The following is a 23,945-nucleotide window of genomic DNA, read 5'->3' as shown; positions in this document are numbered from 1 at the left end:
CCAGTTCGTGCCGCGGGCTATGCGCGGCATCGGCGGTGTTCATGGTGATTTCGGGTAAGGGTCAGTCCTACCGTTCGGCCATTTCAGACCGGATCTGCTGGCGCAGGACGTCGATCGGCACGGTCTTGCCGTCACGCTTGAAGCACCAGTAGGTCCAGCCGTTGCACGAGGGCGCACCTTCGAGCTTGGCCCCCACCTGGTGGATCGAACCCTTGACGTCATTGCCCACCAAGGTTCCATCGGCGCGCACCTTGGCCCTGTGGCGGCCGTTCATGCTCCACAGTTCCTCGCCCGGGCGCAGCATGCCGCGTTCGACCACCTGGCCAAAGGGCACGCGCGGCTCGGCGCGTTTCGAGGCGCTGACCTCCAGCGCGACCTTGTCAAAGGCCCGCACGCTGGCGATGCGCTTTTCCGCGACGTCGCGATAGGCGGCCTCGCGTTCGATCCCGATCCAGTCGCGTCCCAGCATCTTGGCCACGGCGCCGGTCGTGCCGGTGCCAAAGAACGGGTCAAGCACCACGTCACCCGGGTTGGTCGAGCCGATCAGCACACGGTGCAACAGGGAGGTCGGTTTCTGCGTCGGATGCGCCTTGTCGCCGTTGGCGTCCTTGATACGTTCCCCGCCGTTGCAGATCGGCAAAACCCAGTCGCTGCGCATCTGGATGCCTTCGTTCAGCGCCTTCAGCGCCTCATAGTTGAAGGTGTATTTCGCGCCTTCGCCCTTGGACGCCCAGATCATCGTCTCATGCGCGTTGGTGAACCGCTTGCCACGGAAGTTCGGCATCGGGTTGGACTTGCGCCAGACAACATCGTTGAGAATCCAGAATCCGGCGTCCTGCAACGCGGCCCCGACCCGGAAGATGTTGTGATAGGAGCCGATCACCCAGATCGCCCCGTCGGGCTTGAGCAATCGGCGCGCCGCTGCGAGCCAGTCTTGGGTAAACTTGTCGTAGGCGGCAAAACTCGAAAACTGGTCCCAGTGGTCATCTACCGCGTCCACCTGGGAGTTATCCGGTCGATGCAGCGCGCCCTTCAGCTGCAAGTTGTAGGGCGGATCGGCAAAGATCAGGTCCACCGAAGACTCCGGAAGGCTCTGCATCACCTCGATGCAGTCCCCGGACAGGATCGTGTTGATAGGGAGCGCATCTGCGCCCGTTACCTTGGTCATCGTCGTCATTCTCTGCCTCTGTCCCGCGGCGCTTGTGCGCTCATTGGTTGGGCAAAAGATGAGTCAAAGGTGATTCGCGGTCAATTCTATTTTTGAATCAGTCACTTGTGTTTTTCGCTTGCCACAAGATATCGCGCACGGGGGCGAAGGAACGTCTATGATATGGGGTCACCCCCAAATCTCGGAGTGCAGATTTGTGACACTTCGTCGGGTAGCCTGCGTTTGTTTCCCAGCCGTATCCGGGAAACTGTGTCGCGGCCTCCTTCATGACATTATCGCGCCAAGTTTTCGCCACAATTGAGGCCGCCGCAATGGATGGAGAGCGCCCGTCCCCGCCCACGACCGGGGTCGCCGGGCAGGGCAGATCCACCGGAAGGCGATTGCCGTCGATCAAGAGATGGTCGGGCACGACCGGCAGATCCGCCACCGCGCGCCGCATCGCCAGCAGGCTGGCCTGAAGGATGTTGAGCGCGTCGATTTCCTCGACGCTGGCCACGCCAAGCCCCACCTGCGCGCTTTGGCGCAACAGGGGCGTCAGCAGGTCCCGCCGCTTCGCCGTCAGTTTCTTGGAGTCGTTCAGCCCCTCGGGGATCGAGGCGCGGTTCAGGACGACCGCTGCGGCCACCACAGGCCCTGCCAGCGGTCCGCGTCCCACCTCGTCGACCCCGGCCACGCAGGTACATCCACGCGCCCAGAGCGACTCTTCCAGTTCCATCGTCAGTCCCATGTCCCGGTTGAACCCGAAGGCCCGCCCCGAGGCAAGCCCGGGATCAGTCCGCCAGCCGCGACAGGATCGGCAGGCGTTTCGACAAGACCCCGGCGCCTGCCGTCAGGATGGCCATCACGACGATCCAGCCCAAGAAGGGCACGAGTCCGATTACCGCCGTCAGCATGGCCCCGACAAACCCCGCCAGGACCCGAAAGATCCAGGACTTGGGCAGAGAGAATGCGGCACCAATTACTGTGGCGCCCAAGCCGTAGGCGCCCACCACGAGGCCCGCCAGCCCCAGCGCCAGCGCCGCCAGCCAAAAAAACGGCGTCAGCAGGGCGCCGATCAGGGTCAGTGCCACCAGCACGCCACCGCCCAGCAAGACTGAAAGCCCAAGGAACCCCGACAGCACATTGCGGAAGGGGCGCGCAGCCAGGTCATCGGCAAAGCCCCCCATTGCCCTGGGCGCGATCAGCGCCGCCAGCGCGGCGATCAGGCCGATGATGACGCCCCAGGTCAGGTAGTCGGCGGCTTCATCGGCAAAGCTGCGCTTGTCGCCGCCGCCGGGATGCTGGAAGGCGCCGCTGACGCGCTTGAACCGCAGCTTGACACGGGTGATCCGTTCCGCCGGCACCACCTCCTCGGGCACCAGCAGCGTGCCCACCTCTTCCTCGTACAGAGTCAAGGTGCCGTCGATCCGGGCGCCGGGCCCGAAGGTCAGTTCGCGGGTCGAAATCACCGCGTCGCCCGCCACCGGGGCGTCCAGTTCAACGATCTCGCTGTTCAGGATCATGCTTTCGCCGATCGGGGCCGTCACCGACACCTCCGAACCGAAGGCCCGCAGGTCGCCCCCAACCGGGGCATCGACCGTGATCGTGTAGCCCGCCACCGCGGCATCACCGGCCACCGCGCCCTCGATCCGGACACGCTGACCCGCCGCATAGAGGCTTCCGCCCAGGTCGGCCGCGATATCGACCCAGCGTCCCGCCATATGCGCGTTGCCGGTGATCGGCGCGGCCAGTCGGACCCCTTCGCCCGCCAGGAAGGCATCGTCACGGCCGTCCTCCCCCATGCGAACGGACTGGCCCGCCTTGTAGACGTCGTTGCCCAGCACGGCCTCTTCGTCCTGCGCCAGGGCCGGAACGGCCAGCATCAGGCTCAGGATCACCAGCAGATTCTTCAACATGCGCAAACTCCCTGCCGCATCGGGCATCTTCCGGGCGACGCATCACCACAGACACCCTGCGCTGCCTTAAAGCGCGGGTCAGGGAGCAGGCTCAACCCTTTTTGGTATCGGTTGCGGTGGCTTCTTCGTCCAGCAGGGCCGAGATCAGGGACAACACAGCTTCTTCCTCGGACACCTTGCGCGACGAGATCCACATTTCCAGCCGCGCGCGTTCCTCGCAGCTGAGCTGGACAAGGATCGGACGACGGTCACCCGAAGAAACGGTTTTCTCCCAGCCGATCCCGGCATCCAGGGCACGGCGCAGGGTCTGGCGCACTAGATAAGCCAAGGGGACATGCGCCACGGACTGGCGGACAAGCGCCTTGCGCAGGGGCTCCGGCAGCCCCAGGACAAGGGCTTTTCTCGCATCGCGCCGACTCATGGCTTCCTCGTTATCGTATTGAGAGAGTCTAACAGATTGCAGGCCCGCGACGAGCCCCGATCTCGTGAAAGTTGTATGCGCGCCCGGCCTGCGGCGGCAAGTCGGAACGCGCCGGACCCGTTCCCGAATACGGCAAAGCGACGGCAGGGAACAGGGGTGTTGCGGCTTTTCTATTCTTCTCGCTCGGTGGTGAAGGTCAGCGGATAGCCCGCCGACTGGCCTGCATCATTGCCCTGCTGCGCCTTGGTTTCGGCCACTTCACGGGTAAAGACGGCCACCACGCTGGCACCCCGCCGATGCGCGGTCAGCATGACGCCCAGCGCCTCGGACTCGGTCATGCGAAAGATACCCTTCAGCACCGCCACCACGAAATCGCGCGGGGTGAAATCATCGTTCAGCAGGATGACCTTGTAGAGCCTGGGCCGCTCGGTCCGGGTCTTCTTCTCGGTCTTGGGCGGCGCTGCAATCCCGCTCATGGCGCATCTCCCCGGCTGACGGTCGCTGTCAGGCCAGAGTGACAGGTCCCCCTGTCCCGGTCCAGTCCACCCCGGAAACGAACAGGGGCGCCCGAAGGCGCCCCTGCGTGATCTGATGGCGGTGCGGCAGATGGCGTATACCCGCCTGCCGCCCGGCTGGCCTCCCCGAAGGGAAAGCAGCCGTACTACATCATGCCGCCCATGCCGCCCATGTCGGGCATGCCGCCGCCGGCGCCTGCGCCTTCTTTCTGCGGCTTGTCGGCCACCATCGCTTCGGTGGTGATCAGCAGGCCGGCAACCGAGGCTGCGTCTTCCAGAGCGGTGCGGACAACCTTGGCCGGGTCGATGACGCCGAACTTGAACATGTCGCCATATTCATCGGTCTGCGCGTTGTAGCCGAACTTGAGGTCGTCGGATTCGCGGACCTTGCCAGCCACGACCGAACCGTCGACACCGGCGTTCTCTGCGATCTGGCGCAGCGGAGCTTCCAGCGCCTTGCGCACGATCGAGATGCCTGCGTTCTGGTCGCTGTTCGCGCCGGTCAGACCGTCGAGCACCTTGCCACCCTGAACCAGGGCCACGCCGCCGCCGACGACGATGCCTTCCTGCACGGCTGCGCGGGTCGCGTTCAGAGCGTCGTCCACGCGGTCCTTGCGCTCTTTCACTTCGACTTCGGTCATGCCGCCAACGCGGATGACGGCCACACCGCCGGCCAGCTTGGCCACGCGTTCCTGCAGCTTTTCACGGTCGTAGTCGCTGGTGGTTTCTTCGATCTGGGTGCGGATCTGCGAAACGCGCGCTTCGATCTCGGCCTTCTCGCCAGCACCGTCGACGATGGTGGTCTCGTCCTTGGTGATCGTGACCTTCTTGGCGGTGCCAAGCATGTCCATCGTGACGTTTTCCAGCTTCATGCCGAGGTCCTCGGAGATGACCTGGCCGCCGGTCAGGATCGCGATGTCCTGCAGCATGGCCTTGCGGCGGTCGCCGAAGCCCGGTGCCTTGACGGCTGCGATTTTCAGGCCGCCGCGCAGCTTGTTGACCACGAGGGTCGCCAGCGCTTCGCCTTCGACGTCTTCCGCGATGATCAGCAGCGGCTTCTGCGACTGGATCACCGATTCCAGCAGCGGAACCATCGGCTGCAGCGACGAGAGTTTCTTCTCGTGCAGCAGGATCATGCAGTCTTCGAGATCTGCGATCATCTTGTCGGGGTTGGTGACGAAGTAGGGCGACAGGTAGCCACGGTCGAACTGCATGCCTTCGACGACGTCGGTCTCGGTCTCGAGGCCCTTGTTCTCTTCGACGGTGATGACACCTTCGTTGCCGACCTTCTGCATCGCGTCAGCGATCTGGCGGCCGATTTCGGCTTCGCCGTTGGCCGAGATGGTGCCGACCTGCGCAACTTCGTCCGAGTTCTCGACGGTGCGGGCAGCGTTCTTGATCGCGTCCACGACCTTGGCGGTGGCCAGGTCGATGCCGCGCTTGAGGTCCATCGGGTTCATGCCGGCGGCAACCGCCTTCATGCCTTCCTTGACGATGGCCTGGGCCAGAACGGTCGCGGTGGTGGTGCCGTCACCGGCTTCGTCGTTGGTGCGGGAAGCGACTTCCTTCACCATCTGCGCGCCCATGTTCTCGAACTTGTCTTCCAGTTCGATTTCCTTGGCGACAGACACACCGTCCTTGGTGATGCGCGGGGCGCCGAACGACTTGTCCAGAACCACGTTGCGGCCCTTGGGGCCCAGGGTCACCTTGACCGCGTCGGCCAGGATGTTGACACCCTTCAGCATCTTCGTGCGGGCGTCGGTATCGAATTTCACGTCTTTTGCGGACATTTATCTTCTCCAGTAGACAGATGGGGTCATATCAGGGGGCCGTCGGGCCGCCCTCGATCACGACAGGCGTTCAGGCCGCGGCTGCGGCTGCGTCGTCCGTGATGATGCCCAGAATGTCGCTTTCCTTCATGATCAGCAGCTCTTCGCCACCGACGCTGACTTCGGTGCCGGACCACTTGCCGAACAGGACCTTGTCGCCCTCTTTCACGGCCATCTCGATCAGCTCGCCGCTGTCCTTGCGTGCACCTTCGCCACACGCGACAACCACGCCTTCTGCCGGCTTTTCCTTGGCGCTGTCGGGAATGATCAGCCCACCAGCAGTCTTTTCGTCGCTCTCGACGCGACGGACCAGCACGCGGTCATGAAGCGGTTTGAATGCCATCTTCGAGTCTCCTAGCTCAAAGTTACTCCCGTGAGGTCCCCCGTCGTGGGCAGACCCCGTTATCACTCACACCAGGCGAGTGCTAACGGCGCTGAGGTAAGGAATGGCATGGCGCGAGTCAACAAGAGCGTGAGAGAAAATTATCGTCAATCGGCCCTGGCCGGACGGGAACCGGCCCTCCGGCGGCGCAACTTGATCCCCAGCGCCAGCGCAAATGCCGCCGCCACAGCCAGCGCCGAAACCAGCCCGCCCCAGTCGCTGACCACCTCGGCCACGCGGTCGATCTGGGTCCCGAAGGCAAAGCCCAGGCCGACATAGGCCGTCACCCAGATCGTCTCTCCCGCCGTGTCCCAGAGGGCGAACCGCCAGCGCGACAGACCCAGAGACCCGGCAACGAGGTTGACCCAGGGACCAAGCGGCGCCAGCAACCAGGTCGACAGAAAGACACCGACGCCACCCCGCGCTTCGACCACCGCCTCGCCCCGGGCGATCAGCCTGTGCCGCCCGGTGCGACGTGCCATCCATCCCAGGAAAGGCCGACCGCCCCAGCGCCCGACCTGGAACCCGGTGTTGTCGCCGGCCAGCGCGGCCAGCCAGCCCGACAGCCAGACCTGCCACAGCACAAGGTCTCCCGCCGCGGCAAAGGCCCCCGCTGCCAGCATCACCAGCGAGGTCGGCACCGGCACCGCCAGGCAGGACACGAAAGCAGAGCCCGCCACCACCCAGAGCCCCCAGGCGGACACCAGTTCGAAGGCCCAGTCACTCATCCGGATGCGCCATGCGCCAGGCGGCAATGGCCGCTTCCAGGTCGTCGATCAGCACCTGTACCGGAACGCCGCGCTCCGCCGCCATGCGCTCCAACGGCCTCGGCCCTTCGCCGTCCGGCACCATCTGAAGGGCCTCGATCACCACCTCGCGCGGGACGTCCCAGCTCATTGCGACAAAGCGGGGCGACATCCAGGCCGCGATGGGCATGTCCTGATGACGGGGGTCTGCCCAGTACAGCATCCCCGAGACCAGGCGAACGGCAAAGACCGCCGCTACCAGCAGCGCAACGGTCAATCCCGCCGTCAGAAAGGGCGCCTCGCGCCACAACCGTCGCATTCCCCGCCTCCTGCATGATTGCCCACAGCCTAACCCCAACCTGCCGCCTGACGCAGCAGTGACACGCCGCCGCGCGCAGTTTCCGTCGCAGCGTTTGCCCTTTGGGCGGGCGCGTCCCTAGGCTGGCAACAGGTCAACACGGGGGAATCGCGCCATGAAACTGGGAATCATCGGCAGCGGCATGGTCGGCGCCGCCGCCGCCTATGCCTGCACCCTGCGCGGGGCCGCCTCGCGCATCGTGCTGGTCGACATCGACACGGCCCGCGCCCGGGCCGAGGCAGAGGACATCGCCCATGCCGCCCCTTTCGCCGGGGCCACCCAGATCGACGCGGGCGACTACGACGACCTGGCCGGTTCCGGCATCGTGATCCTGGCCTGCGGTGTCGGGCAGAAACCGGGCGAAACCCGGCTGGAACTGCTGAGCCGCAACGCCGCCGTGTTCCGTTCGGTGGTCGGTGAGGTGATGCGCGTCTGCCCCGACGCGATCCTGCTGGTCGCATCGAACCCGGTCGACATCATGGGCCAGATCACGCAGGTGCTCTCGGGCCTGCCACCGGGGCGCGTCATCGCCTCGGGCACGATCCTCGATACCGCGCGCTTTCGCTGGCTCTTGGGCCGTCACCTCGGGATTGCGCCCCGGTCCGTCCATGCCTACGTCCTGGGAGAACATGGCGACAGCGAGGTGCTGGCCTGGTCCGCCGCCCGTGCCGGGTCCGTCTCCGTACAGGGGTTCGCCGAACAGGTCGGCGCGCCGCTGACGCCCGAGGTCCGCGACCGGATCGACAATGGCGTGCGCCGCGCCGCCTATACCATCATCGAGGGCAAGGGCGCGACCTGGTACGGCATCGGCGCCGGTCTGGCCCGGATCGTGTCCGCCATCGCGCAGGACGAGGGCGCGGTGCTGACCGTCTCGACGCTGGGAGACGTCATGGGCGTGCAGGACGTCGCCTGTTCGGTGCCCCGGGTGGTGGGCGCGCAGGGCGTGACAGAGGACCTGGTGCCCGACCTTTCGCCAGCCGAGGCCGACGCCCTGCGCGCCTCGGCCGAGGTGTTGCGCGATACCGCTGCCGCCGTGCCGGTCTGAGCCCCCCTTTCATGTCGCCGCCAAGAGGTCTAGGCTGTCAGGCAATGCGCAAGCCGCGCAGTCCCCAGCCAAGAGCTCCCCATGCCAGCGCCCACCGTCGCGCCCTTGCGCAGTGCCCCGCCGCCGTCGCGATCCGACAACCTACGCGGTATCGTCCTCATGCTGTCAGGCTTTTTTTGCTTTGCCGCCTGCGACGTGCAGGCCAAGTTCCTGACCGACAGCCTGCATCCGGCTCAAGTGGTCTGGTTCCGCCAGATCGGGCTGGCGCTCGGGGTGCTGGTCCTGATCGCACTGCGTGGTCCGCATATCCTGCGCTCGCGGCTGCCGGGCCTTCAGATCATGCGCGGGCTGACGGCGGTCTGCTCTGCCCTCTGTTTCGTCCTTGCGGTCAGCTTCGTGCCACTGGCGGACGTCGTGGCCGTGACGTTCATCGCGCCCTTCGTCGTCACCGTCCTTGGCGCGGTCGTTCTGCGCGAACCCGTGGGCGTCCGGCGCTGGGTCGCTGTGGGCATCGGGTTTGTCGGTATGCTGATCGTGATCCGCCCTGGGATGGGCGTTTTCCATCCCGCCATCGGCTTTGCCGTGGCCGCCGCCGGCTTCTTTTCGCTGCGCCAGGTGCTGTCCCGCAGCCTCAGCGGCACGGATTCGGTGATGACCACGGTCGCCTATACCTCGCTCACCGCGATCACCGTGGTCAGCCTGACCTTGCCCTTCGTCTGGCGCACGCCGGACGGGTTCGGCCTCTGGCTCATCGTGGCGGGCCTCGCCGTCACCGCCGCCCTGGGCGAAATCCTGGTGATCCGTGCCCTCGACATCGCGCAGGCGGTTGTCGTCGCGCCGATGCATTACTCGCTGATCATCTGGGGCACGTTTTATGGCTACGTCGTCTTTTCGGATCTGCCCGACGGCTGGACGCTGCTGGGCTGCGGGATCATCGTCGCCTCGGGGCTGTATACGCTGCACCGGGAACGGCTGGCGGCCAAGCGCGGCACGGACTAACGTCCGACCTCCCAGCTGTAGGCCCAGTGTTTCAACCCCTCGCGGCCGGTCTCGGTCAGGGCGTAGACGCCTTTGCCCTGACGTTCGAACCAGCCATAGTGGTTGTCCCGCATGATCCGCGTGGCCATCGCAACACCGGTGGCGCTGGCCACGTCGCGCCCGCGACAAGCCCCGTGTTCGGCCAGATGCGCCGCACAGGCCAGCGAATCCTGACGATAGCCGGTCACGATGCCGTGCCGCGTCGCCCCGCCCTCGTTCGGATCGCCGCGCAGCCGCTCGAAGGCGCGCAGCAGCTTGGCCGCCTTGGCCTTGTTGCGCCGCGGTACATAGGGGCCGGGATCGCATTGCACCTCGACCGTGCCATCCGCGCGCACGGTGATGAAACCCAGGCCAAGACGGCGGCACATGGCAAGGTTGTCCTTCAACGCCCTTCGCGTGCTGGGCCCGGTCGGGCGCGGCACGGCGATATAGACATGATCGCTGACCGACAGCCGCGCACAGGCCTGGTGATACAGCGACAGGGTGATCCGCAGTTTCAGCTCGACGATGACGGGCGGCTCGTCGCCGCGCAGGGCGACAAGGTCCGCCGCGCCGACCTCTCCCTTGACCGTATAGCCTTGCGTTTCCAGCAAGGCCTTGACCGGCGCATATAAATCGCTCTCCCGTTCCATCCCTGCAGTCTCTGCGCGGGGCTTCCCCTTGTCCAGAACCTGCCCGCCGGACTATGCACAAGGGGCCCAAACCGGAAAGCGAACCCATGCGCCTGATCCTGATCGCCCTGACCCTTCTGGGCCTCTGTACCGCCCCGCTCTACGCCAGTTGCCAGGGGCGCGACCTGATGGGTACGCTGACCGACAGCGAAAGGGCACGCTTCGAGGTTCAGCTTGCCGCGACGCCCTATGCCCAAGGCAACCACTGGCGCGCCACGCGCGGCGACCAGACCCTGCACCTGGTCGGCACGCTGCACCTGGGCGACCCGCGCATGGACGCCCCGGCAGAGCGGCTTGCCCCGCTGGTCGAAGGCGCGGACCTCTTGTTGCTGGAAATGGCGGCGCCGGAAAAAGAGGCGCTGGAAACCGCGCTGAAAACCCGGATGGACATGTTGCTGCTGCCCGACAGCACCCTGCCCGAACTCCTGCCTGAAGACGAATGGAACCGCCTGTCCCAGGCCATGCGCCTGCGCGGGATGCCGCCCTTCATGGCCGCCCGGATGCGGCCCTGGTATGTTTCGATCCTGCTGGCGATCCCGCCCTGCATGACCGCGCAACTGGCCGAGGCCAACGGGCTGGACGCCCGTCTGGAACGCGCGGCGCTGGCCGCCGGCGTGCCGACAGAGTCGCTGGAACCCTATGAAACCGGGTTCGCAGCCTTCTCTGACATGCCCCTGGACACGCAGCTCTTGATGGTCCGGTCCGCCCTCAGCACCCCCGAGGATGGCGAGAACCTGTTCGAGACCATGCTGACCGCCTATTTCGGCGAGGCCCACGCCGCCAGCCAGATCGTGCTGGAGGTGCTGTCGCCCCGGCTGACGCCGCTGACGCCCGCGGAAAACGCCCAGGTCTTCGAAGTGCTGGACGATGCGCTGATTTCCGGCCGCAACCGCGCCTGGATTCCGGTCCTGACAGAGGCACTGGAAAACAGCGAGGGCTATGTCGTCGCCGCCTTCGGCGCCGCGCACCTCGCCGGTGAGCAAGGCGTGCTGAAACTGCTCGAGAACGAGGGCTTTGCGCTGGAGCGGGTGCCGTTCTGACCTGATAGAACCCAGATCAAGGACATCCGTCCTCAGCGCCGTTTACCCTGCCGCCGATCCGAAAAAAGGAGTCGGCAATGAACCTCAGGGCGAAACGAAAGGAATTGCAGGGTGTGAACGGCGCTCTCGGGCTGGTCGCCGGGTTGGGCGGCTACATCGGGAACCTGTATTCCTACGGGCTGGCCACTTTCCTGATGCTGGCCATCTGGATCGTCGGAGCAACCGTGATCAACCTTCTGACCGACCCGCCCGAGAAATGAACAGGGCGCCGCGCGTCGCCGCGCCCCTGCCATGATCAGGCCGCCAGCCCGCGCCCTTTCAGCAGCGCCTCGACCCCCGGCATCCGGCCCCGGAACTGCATGTAAAGGTCTTCGGCCTCCACCGATCCACCACGGGACAGGATGAACCGTTCCAGCTTTTGCGCGGTTTCCGGATCGAAGGCGCTGCCTGCTTCCTCGAAAGCCTCGAAGGCGTCCGCATCCATGACCTCGGACCACATGTAGCTGTAATAGCCAGAGGAATAGCCGTCCCCGGCAAAGACATGGGCGAAATGCGGCGTCGCGTGGCGCATCACGATGGCGCGCGGCATGCCGATGCTTTCCAGCACCTCCGCCTGTTTCTGCATCGGATCGGCAGGCGCCGCGCCGGAATGGAACTCCAGGTCCACCAGCGCCGATGCGACGTATTCGACCGTCTGGAACCCCATGTCGAAATTCGCCGCCTTCAGCACCTTGTCCAGCAGCGCCTTGGGCATCGGCTCTCCGGTCTCGGCATGGGTGGCGAATTCCGCCAGAACCTCCGGCACCTCCAGCCAATGCTCGTACAGCTGCGACGGCAATTCGACGAAATCGCGCGCAACGGACGTCCCGGCAACAGATCCGAATTCCACATCCGACAGCATCTGGTGCAGCGCGTGGCCGAACTCATGGAACAAGGTGCGCGCATCATCATAGGACAAAAGCGCGGGTTTGCCCGCCGACGGCTTGGCGAAGTTGCAGACATTGACCACGATCGGCGTCTTTTCCTGGGGCCGTTTCGCCTGCATCCGAAAGGCCGAACACCAGGCGCCGGAGCGTTTCGAGGACCGCGCGAAATAGTCCCCGATAAAGACCGCAACGTGTTTCCCGTCCCGTGTCACCTCGAAAGCGCGGCAATCGGGATGGTACATAGGCACCTCCAGCGGCGCGAACTCCAGCCCGAACAGGCGGTTGGCGCAGGCAAAGGCCGCCTCGATCATCCGGTCAAGCTGCAGGTAGGGCTTCAGCTCGGCCTCGTCGAGATCATGTTGCGCCTTGCGCCGCTTTTCCGCGTAGTAACGCCAGTCCCAGGGTTCCAGCGGCCCCGGTATGCCATCGGCGTGCAGCATCTGCTCCATCTCGGCGGCATCCTTCAGCGCCGCCGCCTTGGCCGGCTCCCAGACCGCCATCAACAGCTCACGCACCTTGTCGGGCGTGCCCGCCATCTCGGTCTCCAGCTTGAACCCCGCGAAATCGGCATAGCCCAGCAGCTTGGCCCGCTCCTCGCGCAGCTTCAGCACCTCGCCCGCGGTCCCGCGGTTGTCCGTCTCGCCGCCGTTCTCTCCGCGCATCACCCAGGCCCGCCAGGCCTTTTCGCGCAAGGCGCGGCGCGGCGAGAATTGCAGGAAGGGCACAATCAGCGACCGCGACAGGGTCACCACCGGGCCGCCCGTGCCTGCCGCCTCACCGGCGGAACGCGCCGAATCCACGACAAACTCCGGCAGGCCTTCAAGATCATCCTCGGCAAGATCCATCGACCAGGCGGATTCGTCCTTCAGCAGGTTCTGGGTGAACTGCGTCCCCAGAACCGCCAGCCGCGACTTGACCTCTTTCATCCGCTCCGCCGCATCGCCTTCCAGCGCCGCACCCGCACGGACGAAATCGCGGTGCGTCAGGTACAGCACCCGCGCCTCTTCCTCGGAGAGGTCCAGCGCCTCACGCTGGTCCCAAAGATCCCGGATGCGGGCAAAGAGCGCCGCGTTGGAATAGATCGCCGAGGAATGCGCCGACAGCCTGGGGCTGAAATCGCGCTGCAATTCCTGCCGCTTGTCGTTGCTGTCTGCCCCTGCCAAGTTGAAGAAGGTGCCCAGCACCTTGTCCAGCGCTGCGCCCGATCCTTCCATCGCCAGGATGGTGTTGTCGAATGTCGGTGCCTCGGGATTGTCGGCGATCGCCTCGATCTCGGCCAGGTGCGCGGCCAGCGCCTCGTCCAGCGCCGGGGCAAAATCCTCGTCCGAGATATCGGCGAAGGGCGCGATGCCAAAGGGCGTGTCCCAGTCGACAAGCAAGGGGTTGGTCATGAGGCTCTCTCCTGTCTCGATACAGCAAAGCTAGGCGCCCGCGCCGCCCGCTTCAATCGCAACAAGGGTTTCTCCGGACGTGAACCCGCGTAGGGCGGGGTTCACCCCGCCGTCCCGCCACAGACCGGGCAATCCTCGCGGCGCTTCAATGTGATCTTGCGGGTCTCGCTCCAGAGCGCGTCGTAAATCAGCATCTCGCCCCGCAACACGGCCCCCGCGCCGGAGATCAGCTTGATACATTCGACCGCCATCATGCTGCCGACGACGCCCGGCAAGGGCCCCAGCACCCCCGCCACCGCACAGCTCGGCGCCAGCCCCGGCGCCGGGGCCTCGGGGAAGATGCATTGGTAACAGGGCCCGGAATGGGTGGGATCAAAGACCGACACCTGCCCTTCCCACTGGCTCAGCGCGCCGGAAATCAGCGGTTTGCCCGCCGCCACGCAGGCCCGGTTCACCAGGTAACGGGTGTCGAAATTGTCGGTCCCGTCCAGCACCACGTCATACCCTTCCAACAGCGCCGCCGCGCTCTCGTCGTCCAGGCGCCGCCTGTAGGGGCGCACCGCGATATAGGGGTTCAGAGCCTCCATCGCCGCCTGCGCGGAAAAGACCTTGGCCATGCCGATCCGCGCATCGGTGTGGATCACCTGCCGCTGCAGGTTGCCGCTGTCGACCTCGTCATCGTCGATCACGCCGATGGTGCCCACACCCGCCGCCGCCAGGTACAACAGCGCCGGAGAGCCAAGCCCCCCCGCACCGACCACCAGCACCTTCGCCTCTTTCAGCCGTTTCTGCCCCGGACCACCCAGCTCGCGCAGCACGATATGCCGGGCATAGCGTTCCAGCTCCCCTTCGCGGAATTTCGACGGATCGGGCACCGGCGCGTCCGCGGTCGCCTTTTCCACTGCCCGCGCCTTCAACCGGCGGAGGCCCAATGCATAGGCAAATCCCAGCACCACGAAGCCGCCCAGGATCAGCCAGAGCGCCGCGCTGCTACCCGTCGCCTCGCGCAGGGGATGGCCTGGGGGCAGCACCACCTGCACCATCAGAACAACGACATAGAGCAGGCCCAGCATGTAAAAGCGCGCCACTTTCGGCACCTTCATCAGGTGCCCGATGCCCCAGATCACCGCAGCCAGTGCCAGCACGAATACCATCAGCCGCGCCCCGTCGACCCGAAACCGCCCGCGCCACGCGCGGTCTCGTCCAGCGGCCCTTCCCGGAACACCGCCCGCACCACCGGCGCCACAACCATCTGCGCGATCCTGTCGCCATGGGCGATCACGAATTCCGCCTCACCCGCATTCATCACGATCACGCCCAGGGGACCGCGATAATCGCTGTCGATGGTCCCCGGCGCATTGGGCAGGGTAATCCCGTGTTTCAGCGCCAGCCCCGAGCGCGGCCGCACCTGCACCTCGAACCCGTCCGGAATCGCGATCCGCAACCCGGTCGGCACCAACACCCGCGCCCCCGGTGCCAAAACGATTTCCCCGCGATCAGGCAGGTTGGCACGCAGGTCCGCCCCCGCCGCGCCCGCCGTGGCATAGCGCGGCAGTCCCAGTCCCTTGTCCGCCCCCGCAACCCAATCGAAGGCAATCGCGATCTGTGCTTCTTCTTGGTTCAAATACCTAAACTCCGCCCGTGCCACGCGCACCGTCCCAGGGCCCCGGCGCGCGCGGGGAGACACCCAGCGCCTCGGCGATCCGCCCCGCCAGCCGCGCGCCCACCTCGCGTTTCGACGCGCGCGGCCAGGTCTCGGCGCCCCCCTCCGAAATCAGGACAACCGCGTTCTCCGCCCCGCCCATGATCCCGGTCGCCGGCGAGACATCGTTCGCCACGATCCAGTCACAGCCCTTGCGCGCGCGTTTCGCCGTGGCATTGGCGACCACGTCATCCGTCTCTGCCGCAAAGCCCACCACAAGCCGGGGGCGCCCTTCGGCAAGCTGCGACACCTCGGCCAGAATGTCGGGGTTCTCGGCGAACTCCAGCACCGGCAACTTGCCCCCCTGCTTCTTGATCTTCGACCCCGAGGCGCTGGCCACGCGCCAATCCGCCACCGCCGCCGCGAATATCCCCGCCTCGACCGGCAGCGCGCCCATGACCGCCGCGCGCATCTCACGCGCGCTTTCGACCTCGATCACCTCGACGCCCGCCGGGCGGGGCGCCTCGGCGGGTCCGGTGACAAAGACCACCTCGGCGCCCATGTCGCGCAGGGCCTCGGCGATCGCCGTGCCCTGTGCCCCGGACGAGCGGTTGGCGATATAGCGCACCGGGTCGATGGGTTCATGGGTGGGGCCGGAGGTGATCAGGATACGCCGCCCGGCCAGAGGACCGTCGGAAAGGAAATCCTCGACCGCAGCGACGATTTCCATCGGTTCGGCCATGCGGCCCGGCCCATGTTCGCCGCAGGCCATGTCGCCCGCGTTGGGGCCGACGACCCGCACTCCGTCGCCGCGCAGAACCTCCAGGTTGCGCTGCGTCGCGGGATGTTCCCACATCCGCAGGTTCATGGCCGGGGCAATCATCACCGGCGTGTCCGTCGCCATCAGCAATGTCGTGGCCAGGTCATCCGCGTGGCCGCCCGCCATCTTCGCCATCAGGTCGGCGGTCCCGGGCGCCACCACCAAGAGGTCCGCCACGCGGCTCAGCTGGATATGGCCCATCTCGGCCTCTTTCGTCAAGTCAAAGAGATCGCGGTGCACCTCTTCGCCCGCAAGCGCCGAGACCGACAGCGGCGTCACGAACTGCTCGGCGGCACGGGTCATCACCGGCGTGACCGCCGCGCCACGCTCGCGCAGGCGCCGGATCAGGTCGAGGCATTTGTAAGCCGCGATCCCGCCCCCGATGATCAGAAGAATGCGTTTCCCGTTCAGCATGGCCCCGCCCCACTCGCTTTGATGCGGTTGTAGGCCCAGCCGCGAGCCGAGACAATGGCCGGGCACGCCGGCGGCAATCGCGCGTCGTCCGGATGTCACCGCGCGCGAAATGCCTCGCAGGGGTCCGGGCGATCCACGGGCGGCGCGCTTTCGATCAGGTCGAACCCACCGTCCGGCGCCGCCCCCTCGTTTTCGCCCTGCCCCAGGGCCAGGATCGAAACATCGGGCGCCGCCAGCGCCAGCAGGGCCGGGGCGCCCCAGTCCTTGCGAGCGTGCCCGTTGCCGGTGATGACCGCCACGGGGCCACCGGTGGCCTCAAGCGCCTCCAGCGCGGCAGCGGCCAGGCGCGCGTCGCGCAGGCGTTGGATGTCCACCATCATGGGCAGGATATCGGCGGGCAAAGCATCGCAATGCGCCGCCATCTGCAGGGCCTCGCGCCTTTCCTGCTGCCCGACCGGCAGCGGCCGGTCCAGCCCGAACCGTGCGGCGTTTTCGCCAAAAGCCTCGACCAGGGTTTGCGACATTGCCGCCCGTGCGGCATCGCGCGGCACCTGCGCCCCGAAATGCGCGGCCTCGGGGGCCGCCACAAAAATCGGGTAGTACATGGAAAACGCGGGCCAACCGCTGTCGGCCCAGTTCAGCGCCGCGCCAAGCGCGGCCTCGTCGGCAATCAGGTCGGGTGTGATCCGGGGCGTGGCCTCGGGGTCCAGCATCTCCCAGACGATGGCGCGGGGCTGAACCTCAGACACGATCTCGGCCTGACGCGCGTGATGGGCAGGGTTGTCGTGCACCTCGCCAAGAAAAAGTACGTCGGCGTCAGAAAGCGTGTCCGCCACAGCAGACCCGGCGCACAGCAACAGGCCGAGGATCACATGTCTCATGCCAGGAAGTGATGCACTTCCCCGCTTTGCGCCTCAAGCGCCTTGCGCATCTTTCCGAAGGCCGCCGCCTCCAGCTGGCGCACGCGCTCCTTGCTCAGCCCCAGTTCGGTGCCCAGCGATTCAAGCGTCCGGGTCTCCTCGCGCAGCTTGCGTTCGCGCACGATGAACCGCTCGCGTTCATTCAGCGCGCCCATCGCCTGAACCAGCCAGTCGCGCAATTGTTCGCGGTCGTGTTCATTCTCGACAATCTCCGAGGCCTGCGCACCGTCATCCTCGATCGTGTCGATCCACTCCCGGCCCTCGTCCTCGACCGACTGCGTGGCGTTCAGCGAGTAATCCGACCCGGACAACCGTCCTTCCATCATCTCGACATCCCGCAGCGGCACGCCGATTTCGGTGGCGATCTTGTGGCGCAGCTGATGCCCGTCCAGTTCCTCCCCCGAGGCCGCCGCCTCACGTTCGATCCGGGCCTGAACTCGGCGCATGTTGAAGAACAGCGATTTCTGCGAAGAGGTCGAGCCGGTGCGCACCATCGACCAGTTGCGCATCACGTAATCCTGGATCGAGGCCTTGATCCACCAGACCGCGTAGGTCGAAAACCGCACGCCACGGTCCGGGTCGAACTTGTCGGCGGCCTTCATCAGGCCCAGCCCCGCCTCCTGGATCAGGTCGTTCATCGGCGCGCCGTAGCGTTTGAATTTTGCGGCCATCGAGATGGCCAGCCGCATGTAGGCCTGGATCAGCCGGTGCAGCGCCTCCTCGTCACGGTCGTCCCGCCACGCGTAAGCCAGTTTCAACTCGGTTTCCGCGTCCAGCAGTTCGGCCTTCATGGCCCGGCGCGACAAGCTCTGGTCATTGAATGAATCAAGTGCCATTTCCGCTCCCCTGGTGATCTCGGGCCCCCGATTTTCCGGGCCTCCTGATCGTAATACGCGCGTGGCGGACACGCAGATCACTTTTGTGTCTGTGGGTTTTCGATCAATCTGCACGCATCCATCTGCCGGCGTGATCCCGATCGCCACGAATCCTGATTTCCAGCCGCGCCACACGTGCTGTAGTGCAACGCACAATCGATTGGAGAGGTTCCATGTCCGACAAGCTTTTTCTTGGCGATTACAGTTATTCCAGCTGGTCCTTGCGGGCCTGGCTGCTGTTCCACCGCTTCGGCATTCCCGCGACGATCGAGATCGTCGATTTCATGAAGGCCGGCGTGGCGGAACAGATGTCGCGCTTTTCCCCGGCCCGCACGGTGCCGACTCTGGTCCTGTCTGACGGCACCGTGATCTGGGACAGCCTCGCCCTGGCCGAGGAACTGGCCAGCCGCCACCCAGACGCGGGCCACTGGCCCAGCGATCCCGCGATGCGCGCCACCGCCCGCAGCCTCGCGGCCGAGATGCACTCCAGCTTCGGCACCCTGCGCGAGCTTTGCCCGATGAACCTGCGCGCCGCCTATTCCGACACGCCCGTGTCCGAGGCGCTGCAGGCCGACCTGGCCCGCATCGAGACGATCTGGGGCTTTGCACTGGATCGTTCGCGCGGGCCCTGGCTTTGCGGCGATTACTCGGTCGCCGATGCCTTCTTTGCGCCGGTCGCGGCCCGGATTGCAGGCTATGCCCTGCCAGTGGGCGACCAGGCGCGCAGCTACGTCGCCGCGCACCTGGCAGACCCGGCCTTCCGCCGCTGGCGCGCTATGGGCCTGGCGCGCGGTGCGACCCTGCCCTGGTACGACCGCGACTATGCGCAACTGCCCTGGCCCGGCCCGACACCGCGTCCCGCCCGCGCCATCGACAAGGGCGAGGCCGAAAACACCACCTGTCCCTATTCCGGGGATCCGGTGACGCACCTGATGGAAAGCGAGGGGCGCATCTTTGGCTTCTGCAACGCCTTCTGCCGAGACAAGACGGTGAACGATCCGGACGCCTGGCCGAAATTCGTGGCGATGCGCGACGGCACCAACTGACCCTTTCGGCGGAAATTCTTAACCCCGCCCGCCACGCGTTAACCAGTTGCTAACCACGTCCGGGGCAGGCTAGCCCCGGTCTGACGTGGGGAGTTTCATGGTTGCGCGCGCCCATACGGTCGCTTTCGAGGGGGTCAATGCGCGCCCGGTCGAGGTGCAATGCGCCGTCACTCCGGGTCTTCCCGCCTTTTCCATCGTCGGCCTGCCGGACAAGGCCGTGTCAGAGGCGCGCGACCGTGTGCGCACGGCCCTGAGCGCGCTGGCCATCGCGCTGCCGTCGAAAAAGATCACCATAAACCTCGCCCCTGCCGACCTGCCCAAGGTCGGCTCTCACTTCGACTTGCCCATTGCCCTGGGGCTGCTGGCGGCGCTCGACATCCTGCCCCGGGACGCGGTGGCACAGACCGTCGCCCTGGGCGAACTGTCGCTGGACGGCGACCTGTTGCCGGTGGTCGGCGCCCTGCCCGCCGCGATGGCCGCCGCCGAGGAGGACCGCATCCTGCTCTGCCCCCGCGCCTCGGGGGCAGAGGCCGCCTGGGTCGATGCCTGCACGGTGATCGGCGCCGGGAACCTGCTGGAAATCGTGCGCCACTTTTCCGGCGACAACGTGCTTGAACCGGCCCGCCCGGGCGAGGTGACGACAGATCCGGCAACGCGCGACCTGCGCGATGTCAAGGGACAGGAACGGGCCAAGCGGGCGCTGGAAATCGCCGCCGCCGGGCGCCACCACCTGATGATGATCGGCCCGCCCGGCGCGGGAAAATCCATGCTCGCCGCCCGTATGCCCGGCATCCTGCCGCCCCTGACACCCGTCGAGGCGCTGGAAACCTCGATGATCCATTCCATCGCGGGCCTTCTGACCGATGGTGGCATCTCGCGCACGCGGCCCTTTTGCGAACCGCATCACACCGCCTCGATGGCGGCCCTGATCGGCGGCGGGCGCACCGCGCAGCCGGGGCAGGCCAGCCTGGCCCACAACGGCGTCCTGTTCATGGATGAATTCCCCGAGTTTCCGCGCAACGTGCTGGAAACCCTGCGCCAGCCCATCGAAACCGGCGAGGTCGTGGTGGCCCGCGCCAATGCCCATATCCGCTATCCCGCGCGTTTCCTGCTGGTCGCCGCCGCCAACCCCTGCAAATGTGGCTATCTCACCGATCCCGCACAGGCCTGTTCGCGCGCGCCCAACTGCGGCGAGGACTACCTGGGCCGCATCTCAGGCCCGCTGATGGACCGCTTCGACCTGCGGCTGGAGGTGCCGCCGGTCAGTTTCACGGACCTCGACCTGCCCGCCACGGGGGACAGTTCCGAAACCGTGGCCGCCCGCGTTGCCGCCGCCCGCGCCGTCCAGGCAAACCGGTTCGCCGATCACGACGCGCTGCGCACCAATGCCGACGCCGAGGGCCAGCGCCTCGAAGAGATCGCAACCCCCGACGACGAGGGGCGCGACCTTCTCACCCGCGCCGCCGACCGCTTTGGCCTGACCGCGCGCGGCTATCACCGCGTGCTGCGCGTCGCCCGCACCATCGCCGACCTCGACGAAAGCGCGACGGTCCGCCGCCCGCACGTGGCCGAGGCGCTCAGCTATCGGCTGCTGTCTGCGAAAGAGAATTGATCCAGCGCGCGATCCGCCGCAGCGTGGTCCGCGCCTCCGGCAGGATGTTCTGAAAGATGGGCCAGACATGCGGCAAGTCCCGCGCGATGTCCTCCTGCACCGTCACCCCCTGTTCGCGCAGCCGCGCCGCCATGCGCCGCGTGTCGTCCAGCAGGAATTCCCTGTCCCCCGCCGACAGCCAGACCGGCCCCGCGCCAGCGAAGGCGGCCCAGAGCGGGGAAACCCGCGGGTCGCGCCGATCCATGTTTTCCGGCAGATAGTGCATCGCCGTTTCATGCGTGCGGCTCGCCGGCAGGACCACGTCGCTCTGTGCATTGCGGGTCACGCTGTCGCCCGAAAACGTCATGTCCGTCAGCGGAGACAGCGCGAAACTCCCAAGAGGCTGCGGCAGACCCTGCCGCAGGATCTCGCCCAGCAGGGCCAGCGCCAGCCCGCCGCCGGCGCTGTCGCCGCCCAGCACGACCCCGGCGGGATGCGCCATGACCGCACGATAGGCCGTCAGCGCATCCTCCAGCGCGGCGGGAAAGGGATGGTCCGGCGCCAGCCGGTAATCCACCAGGCAGGCCGGGCACCGGGCTGCGCGCGACAACCACGCGACCATCGCCCGATGCGTGTCGGCAGAGCCCATGACGTAGGCACCACCGTGAAAGTAGAGGATCAAAGGCCCCGGCAGATCCTCGTTGACCAACAGCACCGGCACGCCGTCCAGCACGTCGCGCCGCTGGCGGGTGCCCCTGGGGGCAAAGAAGAAAAAGCGCGCCTTCCTTTCAAAGGAGGCGCGCAGCCGTGGCACCGATTTGCCCCGTTCCAGGTGCGGCCGCTCCGTCATCCGCAACCAGCGGTTCAGGATCGGCCGCATCAGGCTCATGCCAGCTTGGCCTCGATTGCCTGCCAGATTGTCTCGGCCACGTTGATGCTGTCGAACCGCTCCAGCTCCTGGATGCCCGTGGGCGAGGTCACGTTGATCTCCGTCAGCCAGTCGCCGATCACGTCGATCCCGACAAAGACCTGGCCCTTGTTGCGCAGCACAGGCCCGATCCGCGCGCAGATCTCGCGGTCACGATCGCTCAGCGCGATCTTCTCGGGGCGGCCGCCCACATGCATGTTCGAGCGCACCTCGCCCTTGGCGGGCACCCGGTTGATCGCACCCACCGCCTCGCCATCGACGAGGATCACCCGCTTGTCGCCCTTGGACACGGCGGGCAGGTATTTCTGCACGATCAGCGGCTCGCGCGAGAACCCGGTGAACATCTCGTAGAGCGAGCTGAGGTTGCCGTCCGCGGCGCCCAGCTTGAACACCCCGGCGCCGCCGTTGCCATACAGCGGCTTGACGATGACATCGCCGTGTTTCTCGCGGAAGGCGCGCAGCACCTCCAGGTCGCGGGCAATGGCGGTGGGCGGCGTCAGGTCGGGAAAGTTCAGGACCAGCAGCTTTTCCGGCGAATTGCGCACCCAGAAGGGATCATTGACCACCAGGACATCGTCCTTGAGCCGGTCCAGCAGGTGCGTGGTGGTGATGTAATGCATGTCAAAGGGCGGATCCTGGCGCAGCCAGATCACGTCCATGTCCGCCAGGTCGACCGCCACGCGGTCACCGAGGACGGCGGGTTTCTCCGCCACCCGCTGCACGGTCATCCAGTGCCCGCGCGCGGTGATCCGCCCCTCTTCGTAGGCGAGCTGGTCCGGCCCGTAGTAGAACAGTTCGTGCCCGCGCGCCTGCGCCTCTTCGGCCAGGCGGAACGTGCTGTCGGCGTTGATGTCGACCCCGGTGATCGGGTCCATCTGAAAGGCGATCTTCATCGGCGTCCCCTGCAATCTTCCCGCCATAGATGGCGCAGGACGGGGCCGGGTGCAATGCACCGCAGCCCTGCACGGGCGCAGGGCCAGCGCTCAGTAAAGCGCGTTTTCGATCACCCTGATCTCACCGTGACCGTTCACCAGCGCCACGTCGAAACGGATATCCGTGAGCGACCCGCGCGGCATGGTGCCAAGGAATTCCTCGCCCGCCCGCATCAGGCGACCGATCTGGCGTTGCGACAGACGTGCGACGGCGCGGTCGAAACTGCGGCTTTTCTTGACCTCGACGATGATGACGCCGTCGCCATCGCCCAGCACGAGGTCGATCTCACCAGATCGACCGCGCCACCGCCGCGCCAGCAGCGGATAGCCCCGGCGGGCATAGTCCGCGGCCACGCCATCCTCTGCCGCAAGGCCCGCGTGATAGCCGCACCGCCCGGTGTCGGCCCGCCCCGCCACACCCGCGAAATCAAGCGCCATCGCTTTCCCCTTTTGCCGAGAGGCGCATGGCCAGTTGATAGACCGGGCGCCGTTTCACCCCGAACCGCGCCGACACGAAATCCGCAGCATCGCGGACCGACATCGTTTCCAGCGCCTTGTTCACCTCCTGTTCTAGATCGATTTCCTTAACGGATCCTGAATCCCCTTTGCCGATCAGAACCACCACCTCGCCCTTTGCCGGGGTCTCGCGGTAGTGATCGGCCAGCTCTGACAGGGGTCCGCGCCGGACCTCCTCGAATTTCTTGGTCAGTTCCCGGCAGACCGCCGCCTCGCGGTCTCCCAGCACATCCTGCGCGGCCAGCAGCATCTCCGGCAGGCGCCGGGGCGATTCGTAGAACACCAGCGTCGCCGGCACGCCCGACAGGTCGCGCAGCGCCGATTTGCGCGGCCCGCCGGCGTTGGGCAGGAAACCGGCGAACAGGAACCTGTCCGTGGGCAATCCGGCCAGCGTCAGTGCCGTGACCACCGCGCTGGCCCCCGGTGCGCTGGTGACCGCGAACCCCGCTTCGGCGGCGGCGCGCGCCAGGTCGAACCCGGGGTCCGAGATCATCGGCGTCCCCGCCTCCGACGCGTAAAGCACCGATTTTCCCGCCGCCAGCTCTGCCAGCAGGCGCGGACGCGCCCGCGCGCCGTTGTGATCGTGGTAGGCCACCAGCGGGCGATCCCCCAGCGCCACGCCATGCAGTTCCATCAGCCGCCGCAGGCTGCGCGTGTCCTCTGCCGCCAGGACGTCCGCCGTGGCCAGCATGTCCAGCGCGCGCAGGGTGATGTCGCGCGCATTGCCGATGGGTGTGGCCACAAGGTACAGTCCCGGCGTCAATCCGCCGCCCTGTCCGGCGCTTTCCGGATTCGTCACTGGTCCCCCCTTTCGCCCTTCTCTATGATCGTCGCCA

At 66.5% G+C, this 23,945-nt stretch carries 26 protein-coding genes; 6 read left to right on the top strand and 20 right to left on the bottom strand.

The window, feature by feature from the left end:
• Positions 1–67 precede the first annotated feature (67 nt).
• The 9 genes from BLQ71_RS20810 to BLQ71_RS20770 all read right to left on the bottom strand — a co-directional run bounded on the left by BLQ71_RS20810 (position 68) and on the right by BLQ71_RS20770 (position 7,275).
• The gene (locus BLQ71_RS20810) at positions 68–1,177 is read right to left on the bottom strand and encodes a site-specific DNA-methyltransferase (protein WP_074623101.1); all 1,110 of its coding nucleotides are present in this window, start codon (positions 1,175–1,177) and stop codon (positions 68–70) included.
• A gap of 88 nt (positions 1,178–1,265) precedes the next feature.
• Entirely contained in the window at positions 1,266–1,883 is a 618-nt protein-coding gene (gene rnhB / locus BLQ71_RS20805) for a ribonuclease HII (protein ID WP_082024627.1), read from the bottom strand.
• 55 nt (positions 1,884–1,938) lie between these two features.
• Positions 1,939–3,063 carry a hypothetical protein gene (locus BLQ71_RS20800; RefSeq protein ID WP_083342324.1) on the bottom strand — a complete coding sequence of 375 codons (1,125 nt, stop codon included), beginning with the start codon at positions 3,061–3,063 and terminating at the stop codon, positions 1,939–1,941.
• Between the two features lie 91 nt (positions 3,064–3,154).
• On the bottom strand, positions 3,155–3,484 hold the full coding sequence (locus BLQ71_RS20795; protein ID WP_043141140.1) for a hypothetical protein: 330 nt from the start codon (positions 3,482–3,484) through the stop codon (positions 3,155–3,157).
• Between the two features lie 170 nt (positions 3,485–3,654).
• Entirely contained in the window at positions 3,655–3,960 is a 306-nt protein-coding gene (gene clpS / locus BLQ71_RS20790; RefSeq protein WP_069208226.1) for an ATP-dependent Clp protease adapter ClpS, read from the bottom strand.
• A gap of 185 nt (positions 3,961–4,145) precedes the next feature.
• Positions 4,146–5,789, bottom strand: a complete 1,644-nt coding sequence (gene groL, locus BLQ71_RS20785; protein ID WP_043141135.1) for a chaperonin GroEL — start codon at positions 5,787–5,789, stop codon at positions 4,146–4,148.
• Between the two features lie 70 nt (positions 5,790–5,859).
• The gene (locus BLQ71_RS20780) at positions 5,860–6,171 is read right to left on the bottom strand and encodes a co-chaperone GroES (RefSeq protein WP_043141133.1); all 312 of its coding nucleotides are present in this window, start codon (positions 6,169–6,171) and stop codon (positions 5,860–5,862) included.
• Positions 6,172–6,317: 146 nt separating this feature from the next.
• Positions 6,318–6,938 carry a DedA family protein gene (locus BLQ71_RS20775; protein ID WP_074623100.1) on the bottom strand — a complete coding sequence of 207 codons (621 nt, stop codon included), beginning with the start codon at positions 6,936–6,938 and terminating at the stop codon, positions 6,318–6,320.
• The gene (locus BLQ71_RS20770) at positions 6,931–7,275 is read right to left on the bottom strand and encodes a hypothetical protein (protein ID WP_074623099.1); all 345 of its coding nucleotides are present in this window, start codon (positions 7,273–7,275) and stop codon (positions 6,931–6,933) included. Before BLQ71_RS20770 ends, BLQ71_RS20775 begins: the two co-directional genes overlap by 8 nt.
• A 154-nt stretch (positions 7,276–7,429) precedes the next feature.
• On the opposite strand from BLQ71_RS20770, the gene BLQ71_RS20765 reads away from it, so the two are divergent.
• Together BLQ71_RS20765 and BLQ71_RS20760 are read left to right on the top strand one after the other, a co-directional pair.
• Positions 7,430–8,359, top strand: coding sequence for an L-lactate dehydrogenase (locus BLQ71_RS20765; RefSeq protein WP_074623098.1), 930 nt, complete (start codon positions 7,430–7,432; stop codon positions 8,357–8,359).
• Between the two features lie 81 nt (positions 8,360–8,440).
• The gene (locus tag BLQ71_RS20760; RefSeq protein WP_223306195.1) at positions 8,441–9,358 is read left to right on the top strand and encodes a DMT family transporter; all 918 of its coding nucleotides are present in this window, start codon (positions 8,441–8,443) and stop codon (positions 9,356–9,358) included.
• Here the strand turns inward: BLQ71_RS20760 and BLQ71_RS20755 are convergent.
• A complete protein-coding gene (locus BLQ71_RS20755; protein WP_043141125.1) occupies positions 9,355–10,029 on the bottom strand; it encodes a DUF2161 domain-containing phosphodiesterase in 675 nt (224 codons plus the stop codon). The genes BLQ71_RS20760 and BLQ71_RS20755 overlap by 4 nt on opposite strands.
• 86 nt (positions 10,030–10,115) lie before the next feature.
• Here BLQ71_RS20755 and BLQ71_RS20750 point away from each other — a divergent pair, with 86 nt between their 5' ends.
• Together BLQ71_RS20750 and BLQ71_RS20745 are read left to right on the top strand one after the other, a co-directional pair.
• Entirely contained in the window at positions 10,116–11,108 is a 993-nt protein-coding gene (locus tag BLQ71_RS20750) for a TraB/GumN family protein (protein ID WP_074623124.1), read from the top strand.
• A gap of 77 nt (positions 11,109–11,185) precedes the next feature.
• The gene (locus BLQ71_RS20745; RefSeq protein ID WP_074623097.1) at positions 11,186–11,368 is read left to right on the top strand and encodes a hypothetical protein; all 183 of its coding nucleotides are present in this window, start codon (positions 11,186–11,188) and stop codon (positions 11,366–11,368) included.
• Between the two features lie 35 nt (positions 11,369–11,403).
• Here BLQ71_RS20745 and BLQ71_RS20740 read toward each other — a convergent pair whose 3' ends face one another.
• The 6 genes from BLQ71_RS20740 to BLQ71_RS20715 form a co-directional block, all read right to left on the bottom strand.
• Positions 11,404–13,425 (bottom strand): M3 family metallopeptidase, encoded by a 2,022-nt coding sequence (locus BLQ71_RS20740; RefSeq protein WP_074623096.1) that lies wholly within the window; start codon positions 13,423–13,425, stop codon positions 11,404–11,406.
• A gap of 101 nt (positions 13,426–13,526) precedes the next feature.
• Positions 13,527–14,579: a HesA/MoeB/ThiF family protein gene (locus BLQ71_RS20735; protein WP_074623095.1), complete on the bottom strand. Its 1,053-nt coding sequence runs from the start codon at positions 14,577–14,579 to the stop codon at positions 13,527–13,529.
• On the bottom strand, positions 14,579–15,049 hold the full coding sequence (dut, locus tag BLQ71_RS20730) for a dUTP diphosphatase (protein WP_229754940.1): 471 nt from the start codon (positions 15,047–15,049) through the stop codon (positions 14,579–14,581). The genes BLQ71_RS20735 and dut overlap by 1 nt, the downstream gene beginning before the upstream one ends.
• A gap of 4 nt (positions 15,050–15,053) precedes the next feature.
• Positions 15,054–16,301 carry a bifunctional phosphopantothenoylcysteine decarboxylase/phosphopantothenate--cysteine ligase CoaBC gene (coaBC, locus tag BLQ71_RS20725; RefSeq protein ID WP_074623094.1) on the bottom strand — a complete coding sequence of 416 codons (1,248 nt, stop codon included), beginning with the start codon at positions 16,299–16,301 and terminating at the stop codon, positions 15,054–15,056.
• Positions 16,302–16,396: 95 nt separating this feature from the next.
• Positions 16,397–17,182 carry a ChaN family lipoprotein gene (locus tag BLQ71_RS20720; protein WP_074623093.1) on the bottom strand — a complete coding sequence of 262 codons (786 nt, stop codon included), beginning with the start codon at positions 17,180–17,182 and terminating at the stop codon, positions 16,397–16,399.
• Complete coding sequence (locus BLQ71_RS20715) at positions 17,179–18,057, bottom strand: RNA polymerase factor sigma-32 (RefSeq protein ID WP_043141111.1); 879 nt, start codon at positions 18,055–18,057, stop codon at positions 17,179–17,181. The genes BLQ71_RS20720 and BLQ71_RS20715 overlap by 4 nt, the downstream gene beginning before the upstream one ends.
• A 212-nt stretch (positions 18,058–18,269) precedes the next feature.
• Here BLQ71_RS20715 and BLQ71_RS20710 point away from each other — a divergent pair, with 212 nt between their 5' ends.
• Positions 18,270–19,142, top strand: a complete 873-nt coding sequence (locus BLQ71_RS20710; protein WP_043141109.1) for a glutathione S-transferase — start codon at positions 18,270–18,272, stop codon at positions 19,140–19,142.
• Positions 19,143–19,239: 97 nt separating this feature from the next.
• Positions 19,240–20,754, top strand: a complete 1,515-nt coding sequence (locus tag BLQ71_RS20705; RefSeq protein WP_074623092.1) for a YifB family Mg chelatase-like AAA ATPase — start codon at positions 19,240–19,242, stop codon at positions 20,752–20,754.
• On the opposite strand, the gene BLQ71_RS20700 is transcribed toward BLQ71_RS20705, so the two are convergent.
• From BLQ71_RS20700 to rsmI, 4 genes are all read right to left on the bottom strand, one after another.
• Positions 20,720–21,622, bottom strand: a complete 903-nt coding sequence (locus tag BLQ71_RS20700) for an alpha/beta hydrolase (protein WP_074623091.1) — start codon at positions 21,620–21,622, stop codon at positions 20,720–20,722. The two genes, BLQ71_RS20705 and BLQ71_RS20700, sit on opposite strands and share 35 nt — an antisense overlap.
• A complete protein-coding gene (gene gshB / locus BLQ71_RS20695; RefSeq protein WP_074623090.1) occupies positions 21,619–22,554 on the bottom strand; it encodes a glutathione synthase in 936 nt (311 codons plus the stop codon). Before gshB ends, BLQ71_RS20700 begins: the two co-directional genes overlap by 4 nt.
• Positions 22,555–22,644: 90 nt before the next feature.
• On the bottom strand, positions 22,645–23,031 hold the full coding sequence (locus tag BLQ71_RS20690; RefSeq protein WP_069208239.1) for a YraN family protein: 387 nt from the start codon (positions 23,029–23,031) through the stop codon (positions 22,645–22,647).
• Positions 23,021–23,908, bottom strand: coding sequence for a 16S rRNA (cytidine(1402)-2'-O)-methyltransferase (rsmI, locus tag BLQ71_RS20685; protein WP_074623089.1), 888 nt, complete (start codon positions 23,906–23,908; stop codon positions 23,021–23,023). The genes BLQ71_RS20690 and rsmI overlap by 11 nt, the downstream gene beginning before the upstream one ends.
• Between the last annotated feature and the right edge of the window lie 37 nt (positions 23,909–23,945).

The organism is Antarctobacter albus, assembly GCF_900101505.1.
In the GTDB taxonomy this organism is placed as follows: Bacteria; Pseudomonadota; Alphaproteobacteria; order Rhodobacterales; family Rhodobacteraceae; genus Antarctobacter; species Antarctobacter albus.
Note: the sequence above shows the minus strand (reverse complement) of the source record. Positions and strands in the feature narration are given on the sequence as shown.